At 72.6% G+C, this 22957-nt stretch carries 17 protein-coding genes, 1 rRNA gene and 1 pseudogene; 14 read left to right on the top strand and 5 right to left on the bottom strand.

What is annotated here, in order from left to right; translation table 11 throughout:
• The 3 genes and pseudogenes from rrf to AB0D48_RS20035 all read left to right on the top strand — a co-directional run.
• A 5S ribosomal RNA gene (gene rrf, locus AB0D48_RS20025) occupies positions 1-105 on the top strand; the annotation flags it as partial.
• 223 nt (positions 106-328) lie between these two features.
• A pseudogene (locus AB0D48_RS20030) lies at positions 329-1132 on the top strand (hypothetical protein); the annotation flags it as partial.
• A 687-nt stretch (positions 1133-1819) separates the two neighbouring features.
• Entirely contained in the window at positions 1820-2683 is an 864-nt protein-coding gene (locus AB0D48_RS20035) for a tetratricopeptide repeat protein (RefSeq protein ID WP_362398576.1), read from the top strand.
• 80 nt (positions 2684-2763) lie between these two features.
• Here the strand turns inward: AB0D48_RS20035 and AB0D48_RS20040 are convergent, their stop codons facing one another.
• Complete coding sequence (locus AB0D48_RS20040) at positions 2764-4035, bottom strand: DUF1015 domain-containing protein (protein ID WP_362398246.1); 1272 nt, start codon at positions 4033-4035, stop codon at positions 2764-2766.
• Positions 4036-4148: 113 nt separating this feature from the next.
• Between AB0D48_RS20040 and AB0D48_RS20045 the strand changes: the two genes are divergently transcribed.
• From AB0D48_RS20045 to AB0D48_RS20060, 4 genes are all read left to right on the top strand, one after another.
• On the top strand, positions 4149-5186 hold the full coding sequence (locus AB0D48_RS20045; protein ID WP_362398249.1) for an HAD-IIA family hydrolase: 1038 nt from the start codon (positions 4149-4151) through the stop codon (positions 5184-5186).
• Between the two features lie 71 nt (positions 5187-5257).
• Positions 5258-6304 (top strand): iron chelate uptake ABC transporter family permease subunit, encoded by a 1047-nt coding sequence (locus AB0D48_RS20050; RefSeq protein ID WP_362398252.1) that lies wholly within the window; start codon positions 5258-5260, stop codon positions 6302-6304.
• Complete coding sequence (locus tag AB0D48_RS20055) at positions 6301-7347, top strand: iron chelate uptake ABC transporter family permease subunit (RefSeq protein ID WP_362398255.1); 1047 nt, start codon at positions 6301-6303, stop codon at positions 7345-7347. The genes AB0D48_RS20050 and AB0D48_RS20055 overlap by 4 nt, the downstream gene beginning before the upstream one ends.
• The gene (locus AB0D48_RS20060; protein WP_362398258.1) at positions 7344-8174 is read left to right on the top strand and encodes an ABC transporter ATP-binding protein; all 831 of its coding nucleotides are present in this window, start codon (positions 7344-7346) and stop codon (positions 8172-8174) included. Before AB0D48_RS20055 ends, AB0D48_RS20060 begins: the two co-directional genes overlap by 4 nt.
• A 274-nt stretch (positions 8175-8448) precedes the next feature.
• Here the strand turns inward: AB0D48_RS20060 and AB0D48_RS20065 are convergent, their stop codons facing one another.
• Positions 8449-8796 carry an alkyl sulfatase C-terminal domain-containing protein gene (locus AB0D48_RS20065; RefSeq protein WP_362398579.1) on the bottom strand — a complete coding sequence of 116 codons (348 nt, stop codon included), beginning with the start codon at positions 8794-8796 and terminating at the stop codon, positions 8449-8451.
• Positions 8797-8860: 64 nt separating this feature from the next.
• Between AB0D48_RS20065 and AB0D48_RS20070 the strand changes: the two genes are divergently transcribed.
• The 5 genes from AB0D48_RS20070 (at position 8861) to AB0D48_RS20090 (ending at position 13996) form a co-directional block, all read left to right on the top strand.
• Positions 8861-9112, top strand: coding sequence for a hypothetical protein (locus AB0D48_RS20070; RefSeq protein ID WP_362398261.1), 252 nt, complete (start codon positions 8861-8863; stop codon positions 9110-9112).
• A 7-nt stretch (positions 9113-9119) separates the two neighbouring features.
• On the top strand, positions 9120-9935 hold the full coding sequence (locus AB0D48_RS20075) for a TlyA family RNA methyltransferase (protein ID WP_362398263.1): 816 nt from the start codon (positions 9120-9122) through the stop codon (positions 9933-9935).
• A gap of 74 nt (positions 9936-10009) precedes the next feature.
• Positions 10010-10903: an NAD kinase gene (locus AB0D48_RS20080; protein ID WP_362398268.1), complete on the top strand. Its 894-nt coding sequence runs from the start codon at positions 10010-10012 to the stop codon at positions 10901-10903.
• A 107-nt stretch (positions 10904-11010) separates the two neighbouring features.
• Positions 11011-12741: a DNA repair protein RecN gene (gene recN, locus AB0D48_RS20085; RefSeq protein ID WP_362398582.1), complete on the top strand. Its 1731-nt coding sequence runs from the start codon at positions 11011-11013 to the stop codon at positions 12739-12741.
• Between the two features lie 145 nt (positions 12742-12886).
• Positions 12887-13996: a glycosyltransferase family 4 protein gene (locus tag AB0D48_RS20090; RefSeq protein WP_362398271.1), complete on the top strand. Its 1110-nt coding sequence runs from the start codon at positions 12887-12889 to the stop codon at positions 13994-13996.
• 240 nt (positions 13997-14236) lie between these two features.
• On the opposite strand, the gene AB0D48_RS20095 is transcribed toward AB0D48_RS20090, so the two are convergent.
• Positions 14237-15859, bottom strand: a complete 1623-nt coding sequence (locus tag AB0D48_RS20095) for a PucR family transcriptional regulator (protein WP_362398274.1) — start codon at positions 15857-15859, stop codon at positions 14237-14239.
• Positions 15860-16040: 181 nt separating this feature from the next.
• On the opposite strand from AB0D48_RS20095, the gene AB0D48_RS20100 reads away from it, so the two are divergent.
• The gene (locus AB0D48_RS20100) at positions 16041-17579 is read left to right on the top strand and encodes an APC family permease (RefSeq protein WP_362398277.1); all 1539 of its coding nucleotides are present in this window, start codon (positions 16041-16043) and stop codon (positions 17577-17579) included.
• A gap of 11 nt (positions 17580-17590) precedes the next feature.
• The gene (locus AB0D48_RS20105) at positions 17591-19216 is read left to right on the top strand and encodes an NAD(P)/FAD-dependent oxidoreductase (protein ID WP_362398279.1); all 1626 of its coding nucleotides are present in this window, start codon (positions 17591-17593) and stop codon (positions 19214-19216) included.
• Between the two features lie 22 nt (positions 19217-19238).
• Here the strand turns inward: AB0D48_RS20105 and AB0D48_RS20110 are convergent, their stop codons facing one another.
• Together AB0D48_RS20110 and AB0D48_RS20115 are read right to left on the bottom strand one after the other, a co-directional pair.
• Positions 19239-20621, bottom strand: coding sequence for an FAD-binding oxidoreductase (locus tag AB0D48_RS20110; RefSeq protein ID WP_362398282.1), 1383 nt, complete (start codon positions 20619-20621; stop codon positions 19239-19241).
• A 95-nt stretch (positions 20622-20716) separates the two neighbouring features.
• The gene (locus AB0D48_RS20115; RefSeq protein WP_362398285.1) at positions 20717-22522 is read right to left on the bottom strand and encodes a glycoside hydrolase family 15 protein; all 1806 of its coding nucleotides are present in this window, start codon (positions 22520-22522) and stop codon (positions 20717-20719) included.
• Between the last annotated feature and the right edge of the window lie 435 nt (positions 22523-22957).

A 22957-nucleotide genomic window follows, 5' to 3' on the forward strand; every position in this document is an offset into this window, starting at 1 on the left:
AGCGTTAGGGAAACGCCCGGTTACATTCCGAACCCGGAAGCTAAGCCTTTCAGCGCCGATGGTACTGCAGGGGGGACCCTGTGGGAGAGTAGGACACCGCCGAACAATCTTTCAAAGGACCCTTGGTCCAGCGTTCAACGCTGGACCAAGGGTCCTTTTTGTTTTTGTACATCTTTACGCCGAAGCGCGGCCATGGGTTGGTTGCGCGAGAATGACTAGCGGTACCCCGAAGACAGGAGTCACACCCATGTCCAACTCTCCCGACGATCGTCCGGAGCGCGAGCCTCGGCGCAACGACGGTGGTGACAGGGGCGGCTACCGCGGGGGCCGTGACGACCGTGGCGGCGACCGTCCCCCGTTCCGTCGCGATGACCGTGGTGGCCGACCGGCCGGCGGTGGCGGTGGTGGTTTCCGTCGTGACGACCGTGGTGGCGACCGTCCGTCGTACCCGCGTCGTGACGACCGTGGTGACCGTCCCTCCGGTGGTGGCGGCGGTTTCCGTCGTGACGACCGTGGTGGCGACCGCCCGTCCTACCCCCGTCGTGATGACGACCGCGGTGGGTTCCGCGGTGGCCGCGATGACCGTGGCGGCGACCGTCCGTCCTTCCCGCGTCGTGACGACCGTGGTGGCGACCGTCCCCCGTTCCGCCGTGATGACCGTGGCGAGCGTCCCTCGGGTGGTGGCGGCGGTTTCCGTCGCGATGACCGTGGTGGCGACCGTCCGTCGTACCCGCGTCGTGACGACCGTGGCGAGCGCCCCTCGGGTGGTGGCGGCGGTTTCCGTCGTGATGACCGTGGTGGCGACCGTCCGTCCTTCCCGCGTCGTGATGACCGTGGTGGCGACCGTCCGTCGTACCCGCGTCGTGATGACCGTGGCGAGCGCCCCTCGGGTAGTGGCGGCGGTTTCCGTCGTGATGACCGTGGTGGGGACCGTCCGTCCTTCCCGCGTCGTGATGACCGTGGTGGCGACCGTCCGTCGTACCCGCGTCGCGATGACCGTGGCGAGCGCCCCTCGGGTGGTGGCGGCGGTTTCCGTCGCGATGACCGTGGTGGGGACCGTCCGTCCTTCCCGCGTCGTGATGACCGTGGTGGCGACCGTCCGTCGTACCCGCGTCGTGATGACGACCGTGGTGGGTTCCGCGGTGGCCGTGACGACCGTGGCGGCGACCGTCCGTCCTACCCCCGTCGTGATGACCGTGGTGGCGACCGTCCCCCGTTCCGCCGTGATGACCGTGGCGAGCGTCCCTCGGGTGGTGGCGGCGGTTTCCGTCGCGATGACCGCGGTGGGGACCGTCCGTCGTACCCGCGTCGTGATGACCGTGGTGGCGACCGTCCGTCGTACCCGCGTCGTGATGACGACCGTGGTGGGTTCCGCGGTGGCCGTGACGACCGTGGCGGCGACCGTCCGTCCTACCCCCGTCGTGATGACCGTGGTGGCGACCGTCCCCCGTTCCGCCGTGATGACCGTGGCGAGCGTCCCTCGGGTGGTGGCGGCGGTTTCCGTCGCGACGACCGCGGTGGGGACCGTCCGTCGTACCCGCGTCGTGATGACCGTGGTGACCGTCCCTCGGGTGGTGGCGGCGGTTTCCGTCGCGACGACCGTGGCGGGGACCGTCCGTCCTTCCCGCGTCGTGACGACCGCGGCGGCGACCGTGGCGGGTTCCGTGGTGGCCGTGACGATCGCGGTGGTGACCGTGGTGGCTACCGTGGCCGCGATGACCGTGGTGGCGACCGCGACTTCCGTGCGGACCGTGACCGCGACCCGGTCAAGCGGCTTCCGATCGACGAGGACGTCACCGGCCTCGAGATCGACGCCGATGTGCGCCAGGAGCTGCTGAGCCTGCCCAAGGGCCTGGCCGAGGAAGTCTCCAAGAACCTGGTCATGGTCGCGCGGCTGATCGACGAGGACCCCGAGCAGGCGTACGCGTACTCGCGCATCGCCCTGCGACTGGCCTCCCGCGTCGCCGCCGTCCGCGAGGCCGCCGGCTTCGCCGCGTACGCCACGCAGAAGTACAGCGAGGCGCTTGCGGAGTTCCGTGCCGCCAAGCGCATGACCGGCTCCGTCGAGCTGTGGCCCGTCATGGCCGACTGCGAGCGCGGCCTCGGCCGTCCGGAGCGGGCGCTGGCGATGGCCGGTGAGCCCGAGGTGCAGAAGCTGGACAAGGCCGGCCAGGTCGAGATGCGGCTGGTCGCCGCCGGTGCCCGGCGGGACCAGGGGCAGCTCGAAGCCGCCATCGTGACCCTGCAGAGCCCGGAGCTGGCCTCCAGCTCCGTCCAGCCCTGGACCGCGCGCCTGCGGTACGCCTACGCCGACGCCCTGCTGGCGGCCGGTCGTGAGGACGAGGCGCGCGAGTGGTTCGGCAAGACCCTCGAAGCGGACAAGGACGGGGCCACCGACGCCTCCGACCGCCTCGCCGAGCTCGACGGAGTCGAGTTCGTCGACGCCGCGATCGACACCGCCGACGACATCGTGGACGACGTGGACGACGAGGACGACGAGGACGCTGCCGAGGTCGCCGCGGCCGAGCGCGCCTCCGACGTCGCCGAGTACTACGACGAGGACGACGACGAGTACGAGCCGCTGGAGCAGTCCGAGGCCGACGTCGACGTCACCGACGAGATCGTCGTCGAGGACGACGAGGACGAGGACGACGAGCGGGACGCGGGCCGCGACAAGGCCTGACGCCTGGTGAAGTGAGGAAGGGCGGTACCCCGGTCGGGGTACCGCCCTTCCTCATGTCCGGGAACGGGACGGGGCGTGTGTCAGGCCAGGCCGCGCAGCACCAGGCCGGTGGCCGGTTTCGGACCGAACGAGGTGGACTTCCGGGGCATCGTGACGCCCTGGCGGGCCAGGTCCCGTACGACTTCCTCCCGTACGGGATGCAGCAGAACCGCGGTGCCCCCGTGGCGCTCGGCCATCTCCACGGTGGCGGCGGCGTCGTGGATGTACGTGATCTGGTCGGGTGCGTCCGGGACGTGCCACACGGCGTCGAGCAGGGTGGAGTGCAGGACCGTGGCGTCCAGCCGGCGCCAGGCCTCGGGGCGGTCGTGCCGGACCGTGCTCTCCAGGAGTGCCAGGTCGGGGTCGGTGACCAGGTGGAACGTGCCGTCGCCGGTCAGGAGGAAGGCGTTGCCCCGCTCCGCGGCGTCCGCGAGTGCCTCCAGAGCCAGCGGGAGCGGCCCCTCGACCCGGCGGACCCGGAAACGGCCCTCCAGGGCGGCGAGGGCGTCCGCAACCGGAAGCCGGCGCAGCATCCGGTGGATGGCGCGGACCTGGAGCGGGTAGCGGGCGGTGTCCACGAGGAGGACCAACCCGAAGTCCCAAGCGGTGGGGGAGCCGTGTTCCTCCTGGAGGCGCAGGTACGTCGCCCAGCGGTGGTGGCCGTCGGCGATGAGGGCCTGACGATGGCTGAGATCAGCCGTCACGGCCGCGAGCTCGGCCGGGTCGGTGATGGCCCAGAGGCGGTGCTGGAAGCCGTCCTCGGTGGTCGTCGACAGGAGGGGCGCGCGCTGGGCGGTCCGCTCGACGACGGCCGCCGCGCCCGCGCCGGGGTCGTCGCCCCGGTAGGTGAGGAGGAGGGGTTCGAGATTGGCGGAGGTGGCCCGCATCAGGCCGGCCCGGTCGGTGACCACGTCCGGCATGACGTCCTCGTGGGGCAGGACGATGCCGGCGTCGGCGGCGGACAGGGCGAGGGCGCCGATGATGCCGCGCTGGAGCATGCCGGCCCGGCGCTGCTCGTAGACGTAGAGGGAGGGCTCCGGGTCGGCACTGAGGATGCCCTCGGCGAGCCAGTCCTGCAGGGTGCGCGCGGCCTGTTCGTTGCGTGCGGCGGGGGTGCCGGCCTGGGGAAGGATCAGGCGGACGATGTTGTGCGGGTCCGCGGATTCGAGGTGGTCGACTCCGTCGGGGCGTACGACCACGTCGTACGGCGGCGAGGTGACGGCGGCGAGGCTGCCGACACGCTCGGGGACGTAGCGCAGGCCATGGAACGGGATCAGGCGCAGTCCATGGTCCGCGGTGCCAGATGTGGTCATTGGTGCATGGTAAGACCCGTCTCGCGATGCGGGATGATCGGGGGAGTACGGAATCGGACATGATCGATCTCCCCCAGCTACCGCTGGGAGGGGCCCCAGGAGGAGCGACCAGGATGACCCGGCAGACCAGGATCAGTCCCGCGGCCAGTGAGCAGAGTCTGCACCAGGCGTACGACACTGCCCTGCTGGACCTCGACGGTGTCGTCTACGCGGGCGGGCATGCCATCGCGCACGCCGTGGACGCCCTCGCCGCGGCCCGGGCCGACGGGATGCACCTCGCGTACGTCACGAACAACGCGCTCCGGACTCCGGACGCCGTCGCGGAGCACCTGGGCGAGCTGGGCATCCCGACCGAGGCGGCCGAGGTGATCACCTCGGCGCAGGCGGTGGCCCGGCTGATCGCGGAGCAGGTGGAGCCGGGATCGAAGGTGCTGGTGATCGGCGGGGAAGGGCTGAGGGTCGCGCTGCGCGAGCGTGGTCTGGTGCCGGTGGAGTCGGCCGACGAGGAGGGGCTCGCGGCGGTCGTGCAGGGCTACGGGGGTCCGGACCTGGCCTGGGGGCGGTTCGCGGAGGCTGCGTACGCGATCAACCGCGGGGTGCCGTGGTACGCCTCCAACACCGACCTGACGATCCCGGGGGCGCGCGGGATCGCGCCGGGCAACGGGGCCGCGGTGGAGGTCGTACGGATCGCGACGGGCGCGGAACCCCAGGTGGCGGGCAAGCCGTTGCCCCCGATGCACCGGGAGACGGTGCTGCGGACCGGGGCGGAGCGGCCGCTGGTGGTGGGGGACCGGCTGGACACCGACATCGAGGGCGCCTTCAACGGGGAGGTGGACTCGCTGCTGGTGCTGACCGGGGTGACGGACGCGAGGCAGCTGGTGCGGGCCGAGCCCCGGCACCGGCCGACGTACGTGGACCGGGACCTGCGGGGGCTGTTGAGGGGGCAGCCCGAGGTGGAGCCGGCCGAGGGGGGATTCCGCTGCGGCGGATGGACCGCGGCCGCGTTGAACGCCGGTGTGCTGGAGCTGAGCGGGGAGGACGGGGACCCGATCGACGGGCTGCGGGCGCTCTGCGCGGCGGCCTGGACGGCGGCCGGGGACGGGGTCTGCACGCTCGACGCGGAGAAGGCGCTGGCCAGGCTCGGCCTGTAGGGGGCTGTCGGGCGGCGGTCGGGGCCGTTCGGATGATCCACGAATGCGGAGGGTAGGCTAACCTAACTTCCGTGTTGGTCGAGAGTCCCCCCGAACAGAGCGCGGCGCCGGTCGCCGCCGTCCGCCCACGCCACGGCGCCCGCGCCGCCGGGCTGCTGGGCGCCCTGGCGGTGCTGGCGCTGATCGCCGTGCTGAGCATCGCCGTGGGCGCCAAGCAGATGTCCCTCGACGCGGTCTGGCACGGCCTGTTCGACTACACGGGGACGCCCTCCGACGTGGTGGTACGGGACCTGCGGGTGCCCCGCACGCTCCTCGGGCTGATGGTCGGACTCGGGCTCGGCCTCTCCGGGGCGGTCATGCAGGCACTGACCCGCAACCCGCTGGCCGAGCCCGGCATCCTCGGCGTCAACGCAGGGGCCGCGGCCGCCGTCGTCTCCGCGATCAGCTTCCTCGGCGCGAACTCCCTGAGCGAGTTCGTGTGGTGGGCCTTCCTCGGGGCCGCCGTCGTCTCGGTCGTCGTCTACGTGCTCGGCGGCAGCCGCAGCGCCACCCCGGTACGCCTCGCGCTCGCGGGTACGGCGGCCAGCGCGGCCCTGGTCGGCTACATCAACGCCGTACAGCTCATGGACAGCAAGGCGCTGGACAAGTTGCGGTTCTGGACGGTGGGTTCGCTGGCCTCGGCCAACATGGACACGGTCCGGCAGGTCGCGCCCTTCCTGCTGGCCGGTGCGGTGCTCGCGCTGTTGCTGGGCCGCCCGCTCAACGCGATGGCCATGGGTGACGACACCGCGCGGGCGCTCGGCGCCCACCTGACGCGGACCCGGATCGCCGCGATGCTCGCCATCACGCTGCTGTGCGGCGCCGGGACCGCCGCCTGCGGCCCCATCGTCTTCATCGGGCTGATGATCCCGCACCTCGTACGGGCCTTCACCGGGCCGGACATGCGCTGGGTGCTCGTGTACTCCGCCGTCCTGTCACCGGTGCTGCTGCTCGGCGCCGACGTCCTCGGGCGGGTCGTGACCCGGCCCGCCGAGCTCCAGGTCGGCATCGTCACCGCGCTCATCGGCGGCCCCGTCTTCATCTACCTGGTTCGCCGCAAGAGGATGGCCCAGCTGTGACCGTGACCGCCAAAGCCCGTCGGCTGAACCTTCCCGGCGGGATCTCGCTGCGGGTCGAGCGGCGTGCCCTGGCCGTGGGGGCCCTGCTCGCCGTCGTGGCGTTCGCCCTGGCCGTCCTGCTCATCGGCACCGGGGACTTCCGGATCGCGCCGTGGGACGTCGTACAGACCCTGCTGGGAAACGGCACCCCCGCCAACGACTTCATCGTCAACGACCTGCGTCTGCCGCGGGTGCTGGTCGCCCTGCTGGTCGGTGCGGCCCTCGGGATGTCCGGGGCCGTCTTCCAGTCCGTCTCCCGCAATCCGCTCGGCTCCCCGGACCTGCTCGGCTTCGCGTACGGCTCGGCGGTGGGCGCGCTCGTCGTCATCATCCTGTTCAAGGGCGGCGCCACCGAAGTGGCCGTCGGCGCGCTGCTCGGCGGCCTGCTGGCGGGGCTCGCCGTCTACCTGCTGGCGTACAAGCAGGGGATCCAGGGCTACCGGCTGGTGCTGGTCGGCATCGGCGCCTCCGCCATGCTCATCGCCCTGATCCAGTACCTGATCACGAAGGCGCGGATGGTCGAGGCCACCCGCGCGATGGTCTGGCTGACCGGCTCGCTGGCGGGCCGGGACTGGGCGCAGGTGTGGCCGCTGCTCGCGGTCTGCGCGGTGCTCTTCCCGCTGGTCCTCGGGCAGGGCCGGGCCGTGCGGATGATGGAGATGGGCGACGACGCCGCGTACGCCCTCGGAGTACGGGTGGAACGCACGCGGCTGCTGCTGATGCTCGCGGCCATCGTGCTCACCACCGCGGCGAGCGCCGCGGCCGGGCCGATCAGCTTCGTCGCGCTGGCCGCCCCCCAGCTGGCCCGGCGGCTGACCCGCTCGCCCGGGGGGAACCTGCTGACCGCCGCGCTCATGGGCTCGGTCCTGCTGCTGGGGTCCGACTGGGCCTCGCAGCGGGCCTTCGGCGCCGATCAGCTGCCGGTGGGTGTGGTGACCGGGCTCGTCGGCGGTGTCTATCTGCTCTGGCTGCTCGTCACCGAGCGCAAGGCAGGACGTATATGAACCTCAGGAGTGACCAAGTGCAGCGGCTCACCGCGGAGAACGTGACCCTCGGCTACGACCGGCGGGTCATCGCCGAGAACCTGTCGGTGGAGATCCCCGACAACTCCTTCACCGTGATCGTCGGACCCAACGCCTGCGGCAAGTCCACGCTGCTGCGCGCCCTGGCGCGGATGCTGAAGCCGTCCACCGGGCGCGTGCTGCTGGACGGGCAGGCCATCGGGTCGATGCCGGCGAAGAAGGTCGCCAAGACCCTGGGGCTGCTCCCGCAGTCCTCGATCGCGCCGGACGGCATCACGGTGGCCGACCTGGTCTCGCGCGGCCGGTACCCGCACCAGGGGCTGCTGCGGCAGTGGTCGGCGGAGGACGAGCGGATCGTCGGCGAGTCGATGGCCTCGACCGGTGTCGCGGAACTCGCGGACCGGGCGGTGGACGAGCTGTCGGGCGGGCAGCGCCAGCGGGTGTGGATCGCGATGGCGCTGGCGCAGCAGACCCCGCTGCTGCTGCTCGACGAGCCGACCACGTATCTGGACATCCAGCATCAGATCGACGTGCTGGACCTGTGCGCGGAGCTGCACGAGACGCAGGGGCGGACGCTGGTGGCCGTGCTGCACGATCTGAACCACGCGGCGCGTTACGCCACGCATCTGATCGCGATGCGGGGTGGGGAGGTCGTGGCGGAGGGGCCGCCGGGGGTGGTGGTCACGGCCGAGCTCGTGGAGAAGGTGTTCGGGCTGCGCTGCCAGGTGATCTCCGATCCGGAGACGGGGACGCCGTTGGTGGTTCCGGCCGCGCGGCGGTCCCGGGCCGGGGCGCGGGCCGCCGTCTAGGGGTTGCTGCGGCGCGCTCGGGCTCCGCGGCCCGGGTTCCGGCGGGGCGGGTGTCGGTGCGGCTCGGCGGGCGCGCGGCTCAAGGATTCGGGGCTCCGGGCCGGGCCCCGCGCCTCGGACGCCGGCGGGGCTGGATTTGCTGCGGCTCAAGGATTTGGAGCTCCGCCCCGGGTCCCGCGCCTCAAGTGCCGGGGGCTGGGAAGGCCTCAAACGCTGGGGGCTGAAGGGACGCCTCGCACTCCGGTGGGGCTGTGTGTGGGCGGGGACGGTGGGGTCAGAGCAGGCTCTTCAGGCGGAGGAGGTCGCGGAGGCCGGCTTCCAGTTTTACCCGGCCGGAGGCCCAGGCCTTGGCGAACTTGAGGTCGCCCGCCACCAGGGCGATCAGGTCGTCGGAGGTCATCGCGAGGCGGATCTGGGCCTTTCCGGCGGGCGGGCCGGGCGTGAGCGCGTCCACCTGGATGCGGCCGTCGGCCAGGCGGCCGGTGAAGGTCCGGTCCAGGTCCGTGATGTGGCAGCTCAGGGAGCGGTCGAGCGCGGCCGCGCCGCGCACGCCGCCTTCGGCCCGCGCCAGGTTGCCGGAGAGTTGGTCGAGTGCTTCGCGGCACTCCTCGATCGTAGCCATCGTGACCATGACCGTACCGCAGAGCCGTACGTGGTCGAAGGGCTCTTCGGGGTAGCGTCGGGGCATGAGCGACGAAGCTGCCGAGGCCGCGGGCGAAGCCGCCGCCGGGCCCGCCGGGCCCGCGGCGCTGGGCGTCGTACGCACGCCCACCGGTCACGCCGGCGTGGACGCGCACCTGGCGCGGCTGGCGGACGCCGACCACCTCACCGCGGACGGACACCTCGAGGTGTACGAGGATGTCCACAGGGGGCTGCGTGACGCGCTGACGGCGCTGGACGCACCGCCCGTTCCCGGTCCGTACGAAAACAGGAGCTGAACCGAACGTGGCAGGAGTGGCACGCCGCCGCCTGGACGCCGAACTGGTACGCCGCAGCATGGCCCGCTCGCGCGAGCACGCCGCGCAGCTGATCGCCGCGGGCCGGGTGACCGTGGGCGGCACCACCGCGACCAAGGCCGCCACCCAGGTCGAGACCAGCGCGGCCCTGGTGGTCCTCAAGGACGACAGCGATCCCGACTACGTCTCGCGGGGCGGCCACAAGCTGGCCGGGGCGCTGGCCGCGTTCCAGCCGCAGGGGTTGGTCGTCGAGGGCCGTCGGGCGCTGGACGCGGGAGCCTCGACCGGCGGGTTCACCGATGTGCTGCTGCGCGCGGGCGTCGCCCATGTGGTGGCGGTCGACGTCGGTTACGGGCAGCTCGCCTGGTCGCTGCAGAGCGACGACCGGGTCACCGTGAAGGACCGTACGAACGTCCGCGAGCTGACGGTCGAGCAGATCGACGGCATTCCGGCCGACCTCGTCGTCGGCGACCTGTCCTTCATCTCGATCGGCCTGGTGCTGCCCGCGCTGGTGCGGTGCACCGCGCCGGACGCGGACCTGGTGCTGATGGTCAAGCCGCAGTTCGAGGTCGGCAAGGACAGGCTGGGGAGCGGCGGTGTGGTGCGCAGCCCGGAGCTGCGGGCGGAGGCCGTGCGCGAGGTCGCGGCGCAGGCGGCGAAGCTGGGTTTGGGCGTTCTCGGTGTTACCGCGAGTCCGCTTCCGGGGCCGTCGGGAAATGTCGAGTACTTTCTGTGGCTGCGGGCGGGGGCACCGGCACTCGACCCGGCGGATGTTGACCGTGCAGTGGCGGAGGGGCCGCAGTGACAGATTCATCAGCTACATCGGGTTCAGAGGGTTCACAGGGTTCCGCGGGTTCGGCCGGCCCAGGGGGGCCGGCCGTGGGGCGTACGGTCTTCCTGCTCGCGCACACCGGCCGGCCCGCGGCCATCCGCAGTGCCGAGCTGGTCGTGAAGGGCCTGCTGCGGTGCGGGCTGGGCGTACGGGTCTTCGCGCACGAGGCCGCCGACCTGCCGCTGCCGCCCGAGGTGGAGCTGGTCACCGAGTCCACCCACGGGGTGCTCGACGGCTGCGAGCTGCTGATCGTGCTGGGCGGCGACGGGACCCTGCTGCGGGGCGCCGAGTTCGCGCGTGCCTCGGGGGTGCCGATGCTGGGCGTCAACCTGGGCCGGGTGGGGTTCCTCGCCGAGGCCGAGCGCGACGACCTGGACAAGGTCGTGGACCGGGTGGTGACGCGCGAGTACGAGGTCGAGGAGCGGATGACCCTCGATGTGATCGTGCGCACGAACGGCGACGTGGTGCACCAGGACTGGGCGCTGAACGAGGCCGCGGTCCAGAAGGTGTCCCCGGAGCGGATGCTGGAGGTGGTCCTGGAGATCGACGGGCGCCCGGTGTCCGGCTTCGGCTGTGACGGGATCGTCTGCGCGACTCCGACGGGCTCGACGGCGTACGCCTTCTCCGCGGGCGGGCCGGTGGTCTGGCCGGAGGTGGAGGCGCTGCTGATGGTGCCGATCAGCGCGCACGCGCTGTTCGCGAAGCCGCTGGTGACCTCGCCGGACTCGGTGCTGGCGGTGGAGGTGCAGACGGGGACCCCGCACGGGGTGCTGTGGTGCGACGGCCGGCGCATGCTGGAGCTGCCGTCCGGGGCCCGGGTGGAGGTCCGGCGCGGGGCGGTGCCCGTACGGCTCGCCCGGCTGCACCACGCGTCCTTCACGGACCGGCTCGTCGCCAAGTTCGCGCTGCCGGTGTCCGGATGGCGCGGGGCGCCGCACTGAGAGATGTCCCCTTGTGCGTAAATAGCACATTCGTTCGGAGGGGTCCGGGCGGGTGACGTCACATGGCACCCGTGAAACCTCGGTATCGTCGTCCCGTGCTTGAGGAGATGCGGATACGGTCGCTCGGGGTCATCGACGACGCGGTGGTCGAGCTGTCGCCCGGTTTCACCGCGGTGACCGGTGAGACCGGCGCGGGCAAGACGATGGTCGTCACCAGCCTCGGGCTGCTGCTCGGCGGGCGCGCCGACCCGGCCCTGGTACGGATCGGGGCCAAGGCCGCGGTCGTCGAGGGCCGCATCGTCATGCGTCCCGACGCCCCCGCCGCCGTACGCGCCGAGGAGGCGGGAGCCGAGCTCGACGACGGCGCCCTGCTGATCAGCCGGACCGTGTCCGCCGAGGGGCGCTCGCGCGCCCACGTCGGCGGCCGCTCCGTGCCCGTCGGCCTGCTCGGCGAACTCGCGGACGACCTGGTCGCCGTACACGGGCAGACCGACCAGCAGGGGCTGCTGCGGCCCGCCCGGCAGCGGCAGGCCCTCGACCGGTACGCCGGGGACGCCGTCGCCGTCCCGCTGGAGAAGTACGGGTCGGCCTATCGCAGGCTCCGTGCGGTCGCCGTCGAGCTGGAGGAGATCACCACCCGGGCCCGGGAACGGGCCCAGGAGGCCGACCTGCTGCGCTTCGGGCTGGACGAGATCGCGGCCGTGGAACCGGTGGCGGGCGAGGACATCGAACTGGCGGCCGAGGCCGAGCGGCTCGGGCACGCCGAGTCGCTGGCCTCGGCGGCGCAGGTGGCACACGCCGCGCTCGCCGGCAATCCCGAGGACCCGGAGGGCATCGACGCCAACACCCTGGTCGCGGGCGCCCACCGGGCCCTGGAGTCCGTACGCTCGCACGACCCGGTGCTCGGCGCGCTCGCCGAGCGCATCGGCGAGCTGGGCATCCTGCTGGGTGACGTGGCCGGGGAGCTGGCGGGCTACGCCGACGACCTCGACGCGGACCCGCTGCGGCTGGCCGCGGTGGAGGAACGCCGTGCGGCCCTCACCCAGCTGACGCGCAAGTACGGCAACGAAGGCACCGTGGACTCGGTGCTGGAGTGGGCCGAGCGGGGCGCGGAGCGGCTGCTGGAGCTGGACGGCGATGACGAGCGGATCACCGAGCTGACCGCCGAGCGGGACGGACTGCGCTCCGAACTGTCGGCGCTGGCACAGGCGCTGACGGACGCGCGGGTGGAGGCGGCGACCCGGTTCGCCTCGGCAGTGACGGAGGAGCTGGCCTCGCTGGCGATGCCGCACGCACGGGTGACCATCGACATCCGGCAGGCCGAGGACCCCGACGGGGTGGACGTGGACGGGCGCGCGGTCGCCTACGGCCCTTCGGGTGCGGACGAGGTCGAACTGCTGCTCGCCCCGCACCCAGGGGCCCAGCCGCGGCCGATCGCCAAGGGCGCCTCGGGCGGTGAGCTGTCCCGGGTGATGCTGGCCGTGGAGGTCGTCTTCGCGGGCTCCGACCCGGTGCCCACGTACCTCTTCGACGAGGTCGACGCGGGCGTCGGCGGCAAGGCCGCCGTCGAGGTGGGCCGGCGGCTCGCGAAGCTCGCCAAGTCGGCGCAGGTGGTCGTCGTCACCCACCTGCCGCAGGTGGCCGCCTTCGCGGACCGGCAGCTGCTCGTCGAGAAGACCAACGACGGCTCCGTCACGCGCAGTGGGGTCACCGTCCTGGAGGGCGAGGACCGGATCCGCGAGCTGTCGCGCATGCTGGCGGGTCACGAGGACTCGGCGTCGGCACGGGCGCACGCCGAAGAACTCCTCGCCGCGGCGCGCGCGGACGCGTCAAGGTGATGCCCCGGTAGCCCGTGTGGGTGAGGCTGGGGGGCGTCCTGCGGTATCTCTCACGGGATCCGCACCCGTATGGTCCCGGAACGCGCGTGCGGACTGGCATCCTGGGCGACGTCTCTGACTCTCCCTCACCCTGGAGCTTCGGCCCGTGAGCAGCTCCCCGGTCTCCGCGTCCGTCCCGGCACAGCCCTACGGGCGGCCGCCCCTGCGTACCGTCCAAGTGCTCGGCGGCAGTGCGGGGGCGGGCAGCAGCGCGCACGTACGGTCCCTCACGACGGGCCTCGCCGCGCGCGGGGTACGGGTCACGGTGTGCGCGTCCGCCGAGGCGGAGGGGGAGTACGACTTCACCGGCGCGGGCGCACAGTTCGCGCCCGACGCGGTGAGCGCGCTGCGGGCCGCCTGCGCCGGGGCCGACGTCGTGCACGCGCACGGGGTACGGGCGGGCATGCGGGCCGCGCTCGCCCTGCGGGGACACCGGGCCCCGCTGGTGGTGAGCTGGCACGGTGACGGCCCGGCGGCCGCCGGTGCGCTCGGGCGGCTGAGCCGGATCCTGGAACGGCACGTGGCGCGGGCCGCGGCGGTGGTGCTCGGGGCCTCCTCGGACCAGGTGGACCTGGCGCGGTTGCGGGGTGCGCGGGACGCGCGGCTGGCTCCTGTCGCCGTGCCGGCGGCCAGACCGGGTGCCGATGCCGGCAAGGTGCGGGCGGAACTCGGGGCGGTGGCAAGGCCGTTGCTCATCGCGGTCGGGAGCCTGGTGCCGCACCGCGGGTACTCCGTCCTGCTCGACGCGGCGCGGGAGTGGCGGACGCTGGAGCCGCTGCCGCTGCTGGTGATCGCGGGGGAGGGGCCGCTGCGGGCCGAGCTGTCCCGGCGGATCGAGGCCGAGGACCTCCCGGTACGGCTGCTGGGGCGGCGCCGGGACGCGGCGCAGCTGCTGGCGGCGGCGGACGTGGCGGTGTTGCCGAGCCGGTGGGAAGAACGGGCCCTGCTGGCGCAGGAGGCGCTGCGGGTGGGGGTTCCCCTGGTGGCCACGGCGGTCGGGAGCGTACCGGAGCTGGTGGGACAGGCGGCGGCGCTCGTCCCTGACGGGGACGCGGAGGCCCTTGCCGCTGCGGTGGCCGGCCTGCTGGCTGATCCTGACCGGCGGGTCGCGCTGGCCGCGGCGGGGCGGGCCCAGGCCGCGACGTGGCCGTCCGAGGACGACACGGTCGCGCAGGTCCTGTCGGTCTACGACGAGCTGATGGAGCGCCGCCGCTAGTGGGGCACGGCCCCTGCGCCTCACACGCCGGCGGGGCTGGATTCGGTGCGGCTCGGCGGGCCGGTGCGGCTGCAAGATCGGGGCTCCGCCTCGGACCCCGCGCCCTCAAGCGCCGGCGGGGCTGGATTCGGTGCGGTTTGCCTGGTGCGGGGCGACCGCCGGCCTCGACGGCGTTTGAGGCGCGGGCGCGGAGCGCCGTCGGGGTGACGGGGTCTGGGGCAGGGCCCCAGGGAACGGTGGTCACGACGCAACGTGGCGCCGCGCGCGGAGGGCCAGGCTCAGGGAGAGGACCGTCTCCGGGTCGTCCAGGTCCGTGCCCAGGAGTTCAGAGATGCGGGCCAGGCGGTTGTACAGGGTCTGGCGGTTCAGGTGGAGTTCGCGGGCCGTCTCCGCCTTGCGGCCCGCATGGGCCAGGTACGTCTCCAGGGTGGGGAGGAGAGGGGGCCGCGACGAGGTGTCGTGGCTGCGGAGCGCGCCGATCGCGCGGTCCACGAACGCGGCCAGGTCGGGGTGTTCGCGCAGCCGCCAGAGGAGGAGATCGATGTCCAGCCTCCTCGCGTCGTACCAGGGCCGGGCCGGCAGTCCGTGGGCCGCCGTGGCCGTCTCCGCCGCGTGCCGCAGGCCCGCGGAGGCGGCCGCCCAGCCGCCCGCCACGCCGACGACCACGGCCGGCGGGGCCGAGGCGCGGTCCAGCCCGGCCCGTTCCACGCCCGCCCGAAGCGCGGCCGCGACCCGGTCCGCCACCGCCGTACGCTCCGACTCGGCGCGCAGGGACACGAGGAGGGGGACGCGGCCTTCCACCGGGCGGACGCCCAGCAGGACGGGGACCCCGACGGACGACAGTTCCTCCAGCACCGCCCGGGCCAGGACGGCCCAGTTGCCGGACGGGCCGAGGTCCGAGGAGAGCCGCATGACCACCGGCAGCAGTGGACCCCCGCCGCCCGGCTTGAAGCCCAGTACGCGGGCCTGCGCCGGGGCGTCCTCCGCCGAGATGCGGCCCTCGGCGAGGTCCGTCAGGAAGTCGCCGCGGCCGCGCGCCGCCAGTTCCTCCTCCTGCCGCGCCTGCATCAGGACGACGGCCAGCACGCCCGCGGTGCGTTCGGCCGCCATCCGGTGCACGGGGAGCAGCGGGGCCGAGACCCCGAGCAGCACCACCCGGGCCCGGACCGAGCCCGTGCCGTGGCCCCCGCCCGGTACGTCGACCACCACGGTGTTCGCCGACGGCTCGGCTTCGCGCTGGCCCCGCAGGCCCTCCCACACCTGGAGCGGGTCGGCGCCCGCGTCGCCGCCCGAGCTGCCGGCCGCGTACAGCAACTGCCCGTCGGGGGTTTCCAGGAAGACCGGGTTGCCCGTGAAGTCGGCGAGGATCCGCAGCACCTGCGGGATGCCGCCGCCACCCAACAGGGCCTCCGTACACCGCCGGTGGACCTCCTCGGCCCGCTGGAGCAGCGCGTAGTGGTGGTTGACGATCTCGGTGTGGACCTCCTCCGTGACGGTGACGAAGGGGACTTCCCGGTGGAGCTGGACCAGTGGCAGCCCCGCCGTGCGCGCGGTCTCCACGATCGTCGACGGCAGCCGGGTGAAGCGCGGGCCCAGCTCGACCACCAGCGCGGCGATCCCCCGGTCCGCGAGGCGGCGTACGAAGGCACGCTGCTCGGCGGGCCGGGTGCCGAGGCCGAGACCCGTGGTCAGCAGCAGTTCGCCGCCCTTGAGCAGCGAGGCGATGTTGGGGACCTCGCCCGCGTGCACCCAGCGGACGGTCCGGCCCAGGCGGTCGGCACAGGCCACCACCTCCGGCAGCCCGCTGCGCAGCCCCGGCAGCTCCAGTGCCCGCTGAACCGTGATTCCGCCCTGGTTGTCCATATCGCGGGACGCTACCGGCAGGCCTGTTCCGAGCACATCACCTCCCGGTCACGGACGGTCGTTTGCGCCCATCCGGCCCGACAACTCGTCGCCCCGGAAAGGAGATTATCGGACCACGTGCCGATTGTGGTGTGCGTCACGCGGGGAGAGAGTGGGCGCCCTCCACACGGAAGAGGACGCGATGAGCAGAGACATCACGGGCGGGTCGCCGCAGACGCCCGCAGCCCCGCAGGTCCAGCGGCTGAAGGCCAACTCGGTGGGGCTGGTCGGGGTCGTGTTCATGGCCGTCGCCACCGCCGCACCGATCACGGCCATGACCGGCAACCTCCCCATCGCGGTCGGGTTCGGAAACGGCGTCGGAGCCCCGGCCGGCTATCTCTTCGCGACGGTCGTGCTCACGGTCTTCGCGGTCGGCTACGTGGCGATGGCCAAGCGGATCACCGCCGCGGGCGCCTTCTACGGGTACATCTCGCACGGCCTCGGCCGCATCGCCGGGATGGCGTCGGGGATGCTCGCCGTCCTCGCGTACATCGTCTTCGAGGCCTCGATCGTCGGCGTCTTCTCGTACTTCGCCAAGACCACCGTCGACGACCAGCTCGGCGTCGACCTGCCGTGGGTGCTGTACGCGGCCGGGATGCTCGCCGTCACCGCGGCACTCGCCCACTTCGACATCAACCTGACCGCCAAGGCCCTCGGCGTCATGCTGGTCGCCGAGATCGCCGTGCTGTTCGCCGTCGCCACCGCGGTGCTGGTCGCCGGCGGCGGTCCGGACGGGATCCCGGTCGAGCCCGTCAACCCGAAGAACGCCTTCACCGGCACCTCCGCCGGACTCGGGCTCTTCTTCGCCTTCTGGTCCTGGGTCGGCTTCGAGTCCACCGCCATGTACGGGGAGGAGTCCCGCGATCCCAAGCGCGTCATCCCCAAGGCCACCCTCATCTCGGTGGTCGGCGTCGGCCTCTTCTACATCTACGTCTCCTGGATGACCATCGCCGGCAACGGCCTGGCCGGGTCCGTGGAGCTGTCGGCCTCCGCCAGCCCCCTCGACCTGTTCTTCGCCCCCACCCGGACCTTCATCGGCGCCTGGGCGGTCGACGCCTTCCAATGGCTGCTGCTCACCGGCTCGTTCGCCTGCGGCATGGCCTTCCACCAGTGCGCCGCCCGCTACCTCTACGCCATCGGCCGCGAGGGCTTCCTCTCCCCGAAGCTCGGCCGCACCCACCCCGGGCACGGCTCGCCCTACGTCGCCTCCCTCGTGCAGACGGCCATCGCCACCGCCCTCGTCGCCGGCTTCTGGCTCACCGGGCAGGACCCGTACCTCCACCTGTACACGCTGCTCGCGATCCTCGGCACCATGGCGATCCTGATCGTCCAGACGCTCTGCTCCTTCGCCGTCATCGGGTACTTCCGCAAGAACCACCCGGAGGACCGGCACTGGTTCAGGACGATGACCGCGCCGCTGCTCGGCGGGATCGGCATGACCGCCGTCGTGGTGCTGCTGGTGCTCAACATGGAGACCGCCGCGGGCGCCGCGGCCGGCTCGCTGTTCTTCAAGCTCATCCCGTGGATCGTCGGCGCCGTCTTCCTCGGCGGCCTCGGCCTCGGCCTCTGGCTCAGGGCGAAGGCCCCCGCCCGCTACGAGATCATCGGCCGGATCGTCCTGGAGGACGCCGCCGAACGCCCCGACGCCCCGTCCCCGTCCACCGCCGCCGCGAACGTCTGAGGAGTCCCGCCATGGCCCGTACGCCCGTGATGCACGCCCTGCGGCGGCTCGCCGCCGAGCACGCCGCCGCCCGGCGCCTCGACCTGCCCGCCGCCGAGGTCCGCGGCTCCACCCGTCGCGAACTCCTCGGCCGGGCCGCGGCCCTCGGCCTCGGTACCGCCCTCGCCTCCTCCGCGACCGCGTACGCCGCCGGGTCCGCCCCCGCCAAGAAGCCCGTCGGCCCCGCCCGCGTCGCCGTGGTCGGCGCGGGCATCTCCGGCCTGACCGCCGCCCTCACCCTCAAGGACGCGGGGGTCCCCTGCACGTTGTACGAGGCCAACCCCGGCCGGGTCGGCGGCCGCATGTGGACCCAGCGCGACCACTGGGCGTACGGGCAGACCTCCGAGATCGGCGGAGAGCTGATCGACACCAGCCACAAGAAGATCCTGGAACTGTGCCGCCGCTTCGGCCTGCCCACCGAGGACTTCCTCGGCGGCGGCCCCAACGGGGCGGAGGAAGTCCTCTGGTTCAACGGCGAGTACTACTCCCGCACCCAGGCCGACGAGGACTTCAAGGCCGTCTACCAGGCGCTGCGCCGCGACCTCCAGGAGGCCGGCGAGGTCTCCTGGAACACCACCACCCCCGCCGGCACGGCCCTCGACAACATGACCCTGTACGAGTGGATCGAGACCCGCGTCCCCGGCGGCCACGGCTCGCAGCTCGGCCGCTTCATCGACGTGGCCTACAACGTCGAGTACGGCGCCGACACCGCTCAGCAGTCCGCCCTCGCCCTGGTCCTCCTGATGGGTTATCAGCCCAACCCCGGCAACTTCAACGTCTGGGGCCTGTCCAACGAGCGCTACCACATCACCGGCGGCAACGACCGGCTGCCGAACGCCATCGCCGCCGCACTGCCCGCCGGCACCCTGGTGACGGGCCGCGAGCTGGTCGCCGTACGCGCCAACGCCGACGGCACCCAGACCCTCACCTTCAACGACTCCGGCGCGACCCGGACCGTCGTCGCCGACCACACCGTCCTGTGTCTGCCGCTGCCGATCCTCCAGCGCATCGACACCTCCGGGGCGGCCTTCGACCCGCTCATGCGGAACCTGCTCAGGGACGCCAGGATGGGCTACTGCACCAAGCTCAACATGCAGTTCACCGCCCGTCCCTGGCGCGGCACGGGACCGTGGCCCGGCGTCTCCGCGGGCGACTGCTTCACGGACTCCGCCGTCCAGCAGACCTGGGACACCACCAAGGTGCAGCCCGGCAACGGCGGGATCCTGCTCCAGTACGGCGGCGGCACCCTGGCCGGGGCGCTCACCCCCGCGACCCCCTTCGCCACCGAGACCGATCCGTACGTACGAGAACTCGCCGGCCGTGTGCTGACCGGCGTCGACTCCTTCTTCCCGGGCACCAAGGCGGTCTGGAACGGGCGGGCCCAGCTCTCCGCGTGGCACCGCAACCCGTACTCCCTGGGGGCCTACTCGTACTGGCCCACCGGCTACCTCCACCGCTACGCCAAGTACGAGGGCACCGCGCAGGGCAACATCCACATCGGCGGCGAGCACTGCAGCTACGACTTCCAGGGCTTCATGGAGGGCGGCGCCACCGAGGGGGAGCGCGCGGCGCGCGAGGTGATCGCCGCCCTGGTCTGACCCCGGTGACCGGGTGCCCCGGTCAGGTCGGCTTGATGTTGTGGTTGAAGCGGAAGACGTTGTCCGGGTCGTACCGCCGCTTCAGCTCGCCCAGCCGCCGCATGTTCTCGGCGCCGAGGCCCGCGACCACCCGGTCGTGGCCCTCGTCCCCGGTGAAGTTCAGGTAGACCGCGCCGGTGCTCCACGGCTGGACATCGGCGCGGACGTCCTTGACCCACTGGCGCACCCGTTCGTCGTCGGCCGGGTCCTCCCAGATCCCGAAGGGGTGCACCGCCCAGGCCGCGTCGCGGTACGGCACGGGATAGTCGCCCGGCGCCGAGGCGATCGCGCCGCCCTGCGGCCAGATCAGGTGCTGGGTGCCGGTCGGGACCGGCATCGAGTCGGCGCGGGCGCAGAACGCGTCCACGAGCGCGTCCGGCACACCGGTGAGGTACTCCGCCGACCAGTAGTTCCGCATCCCGGGCGGGTCGTCGATCATGCACTGGAGGTCGGCGTACGGGATGGCGGTGACGATCTCGGACTCGTGGGGGATCGCCAGCAGCGGTGCGGCGAGCTTGCGCATCTCCTCCTCGGGGCCCGCGTACGTCAGCAGTACGCCGGCCAGCAGCAGCCCGACCAGATGCGACGGGACGAACTCCTCCGGCGGGCCGGTCAGGTAGAGGGCGGCGCCGCTCGCCTCGGGCGGTCCCGCCTCGATGACGTCCCGGTACGCACGGACCACCTCGGGCCCGCGCTCCGGCAGGTACAGCACGAACGCTATCGACATGGCGGGCAGTTCGTGCAGCCGCAGGGTCAGCGAGGTGGCGATGCCGAAGTTCCCGCCACCGCCGTGCAGCCCCCAGAACAGGTCGGGGTGGTCCTCCGCGGTCACCTGCAGCAGCTCGCCGTCCGCGGTCACCAGGTCCACGCCCAGCAGATTGTCCACCGCCAGGCCGAACTTCCGGTCCAGCCAGCCGGAACCGCCGCCCAGGACGAAGCCGCCGACACCCGTCGTGGAGGCCCGGCCGCCGGTGGTCGCCAGCGCGTACGGCTCGCAGGCCCGGTCCAGGTGGCTCATCGTGGCCCCGCCCCCGATGTGGGCCGCCCTGGCCGCCGGATGGACCGTCACGTCGTGCATCCGCCGCAGGTCCACGACCAGGCCGGCGTCGTTGAGGGACATCCCGGCGACGCTGTGCCCGCCGCCGCGCACCGAGACCTTCAGGTCCAGGTCCCGGGCGAACCGTACGGCGGTGACCACGTCCTCCGTGTTCTCGCACTGGGTGATGACGGCGGGCCTGCGGTCGATCATCGCGTTGAAGACCGTCCGGGCCTCGTCGTATCCCGGATCGTCCGGGGTGAAGACGTCACCGGCCAGGTCCTCGCGGAGCGCGGCGAGCGCCGTGGCCGCCTTCGAGAGGGGCGACATGGCCTCCCCCTTCCGAAAAGGGCATGGGACCCTTCCAGCGTAGGCGGAGGAGATCACCGGAGCGCGGCGAGTACATCCGCGCCCCGGGACCGTCCCTACCCCCCGTACGCCCCGCTCGCGGTGAGCCGCAGCGCGGTGTCGATCAGCGGAACGTGGCTGAAGGCCTGCGGGAAGTTCCCGACCTGGCGCTGGAGCCGCGGGTCCCACTCCTCGGCCAGCAGCCCGAGGTCGTTGCGGAGCGACAGCAGCTTCTCGAAGAGCCGCCGCGCCTCGTCCACCCGTCCGATCATCGCCAGGTCGTCGGCCATCCAGAACGAGCAGGCGAGGAAGGCGCCCTCGTCCCCCTCCAAGCCGTCCACGCCCGCCTCCGCGCCCGCCGTCGGGTAGCGCAGGATGAAACCGTCGGGCGTGGACAGCTCGCGCTGGATCGCCTCGATGGTGCCGATGACCCGCTTGTCGTCCGGCGGCAGGAAGCCCATCTGCGGGATCAGCAGCAGGGAGGCGTCCAGCTCCTGCGACCCGTACGACTGGGTGAAGGTGTTGCGCTCCTTGTCGTAGCCCTTCTCGCACACGTCCTGGTGGATCTCGTCGCGCAGTTCGCGCCACCGCTCCAGCGGGCCGTCCGCGTCCCCGCTCTCGATCAGCTTGATCGTGCGGTCCACGGCCACCCAGGCCATCACCTTCGAGTGCACGAAGTGGCGGCGCGGCCCGCGCACCTCCCAGATCCCCTCGTCGGGCTGGTCCCAGTGGGTCTCCAGGTAGCGGATCAGCTTGAGCTGGAGCAGCGACGCGTAGTCGCTGCGGGCCAGGCCGGTCATGTGACCCAGGTGCAGGGCCTCGGTGACCTCGCCGTACACGTCGAGCTGGAGCTGCCCGGCGGCGCCGTTGCCGACACGGACCGGGCGGGAGTTCTCGTAGCCGGGCAGCCAGTCCAGCTCGGTCTCGCCGAGCTCCCGCTCGCCCGCGATGCCGTACATGATCTGCAGGTTCTCCGGGTCGCCCGCCACCGCGCGCAGCAGCCACTCGCGCCAGGCGCGGGCCTCCTCGCGGTAGCCGGTGCGCAGCAGCGAGGACAGGGTGATGGCTGCGTCGCGCAGCCACGTGTAGCGGTAGTCCCAGTTGCGGACCCCGCCGATCTCCTCCGGCAGGGAGGTGGTCGGCGCGGCGACGATCCCGCCGGTGGGGCCGTACGTGAGGGCCTTGAGCGTGATCAGGGAGCGGACCACGGCCTCCCGGTAGGGCCCGTGGTACGTGCACTGCTCGACCCACTCGCGCCAGAACTCGGTGGTCGAGTCGAGCGCCGCCTCGGCGTCGGGGGCCTCCGGCGCGCCCCGGTGCGAGCGCTCCCAGCTGATGCTGAACGCCATCCGGTCGCCCGGCCCGACGGTGAAGTCGGAGTACGTGGTCAGGTCCTTGCCGTACGTCTGCGCATCGGTGTCCAGCCACACGGAGTCGGGGCCGGCCACGGCGACCGTGCGCCCGTCGACCTTGTGCACCCAGGGCACCACCCGCCCGTAGCTGAACCGCATGCGCAGGGCGGAGTGCATCTTCACACGCCCGCTGACGCCCTCGACGATACGGATGAGCTGCGGCGCGTGGTCCTCGCGGGGCGGCATGAAATCGATCACGCGCACCGTTCCGCGCGGGGTGTCCCACTCCGATTCCAGCACCAGCGAGTCGCCGCGGTAGCGGCGGCGGGCGGCGCGCGGGGCCTCGGAGCCGGCCGCGAACGCCGGGCCGATCCGCCAGAACCCGTGATCCTCGGTGCCGAGAATGCTCGCGAACACGGCATGGGAGTCGAAACGGGGCAGACACAGCCAGTCCACCGCCCCGTCCCGGCAGACCAACGCGGCGGTCTGCATGTCCCCGATCAGTGCGTAATCCTCGATGCGCCCGGACACGTTGCATCTCCAGTCGAACGGTCACGTCCACCCCGAAGGGCGCTTGCATTGCGCTGGTTGCGCGGTCTCCTGTGTGTAGGGATCTCCGCGTTGAGCCCATGATTCCGTATGTCGGCCCGGTGAGAGCCATGCGACGGACTGCTCGGCGGCGATGTGTGCAATATCCGAGCAGGATATGACGGGCACCCTAGTGATCCCCTTAAGCCCCGGAAGAACGCGGCTCCCCCAAACGGGTGAGCAGCGCAGATGCGGCCCCGGCGCCCTCGCCGCGCCCCCGCACGGAACCCGCGCACAGCGTGGCCGGAGGCGGACGGGCCCGGGCGCTGATAGGCTGGTACCCCGTGGACCGGTGGTCTGCCTGTGCGAATCAGGAGCCCCGAAACCGCAGCTTCGGCGCCCCCTGAGACCCTTCCGGATCGACGGTGGCCGGCGCCG

Source organism: Streptomyces sp. NPDC048269 (genome assembly GCF_040652395.1).
Lineage (GTDB): Bacteria > Actinomycetota > Actinomycetes > Streptomycetales > Streptomycetaceae > Streptomyces.

Excerpts from the sequence above, each read along its gene's own strand:
- AB0D48_RS20040 (WP_362398246.1), bottom strand. The coding sequence starts at position 4,035 with ATGACCACATCTGGCACCGCGGACCATGGACTGCGCCTGATCCCGTTC.
- AB0D48_RS20045 (WP_362398249.1), top strand. The coding sequence starts at position 4,149 with ATGACCCGGCAGACCAGGATCAGTCCCGCGGCCAGTGAGCAGAGTCTG.
- AB0D48_RS20060 (WP_362398258.1), top strand. The coding sequence starts at position 7,344 with ATGAACCTCAGGAGTGACCAAGTGCAGCGGCTCACCGCGGAGAACGTG.
- AB0D48_RS20065 (WP_362398579.1), bottom strand. The coding sequence starts at position 8,796 with ATGGCTACGATCGAGGAGTGCCGCGAAGCACTCGACCAACTCTCCGGC.
- AB0D48_RS20070 (WP_362398261.1), top strand. The coding sequence starts at position 8,861 with ATGAGCGACGAAGCTGCCGAGGCCGCGGGCGAAGCCGCCGCCGGGCCC.
- recN (WP_362398582.1), top strand. The coding sequence starts at position 11,011 with ATGCGGATACGGTCGCTCGGGGTCATCGACGACGCGGTGGTCGAGCTG.
- AB0D48_RS20095 (WP_362398274.1), bottom strand. The coding sequence starts at position 15,859 with ATGGACAACCAGGGCGGAATCACGGTTCAGCGGGCACTGGAGCTGCCG.
- AB0D48_RS20100 (WP_362398277.1), top strand. The coding sequence starts at position 16,041 with ATGAGCAGAGACATCACGGGCGGGTCGCCGCAGACGCCCGCAGCCCCG.
- AB0D48_RS20105 (WP_362398279.1), top strand. The coding sequence starts at position 17,591 with ATGGCCCGTACGCCCGTGATGCACGCCCTGCGGCGGCTCGCCGCCGAG.
- AB0D48_RS20110 (WP_362398282.1), bottom strand. The coding sequence starts at position 20,621 with ATGTCGCCCCTCTCGAAGGCGGCCACGGCGCTCGCCGCGCTCCGCGAG.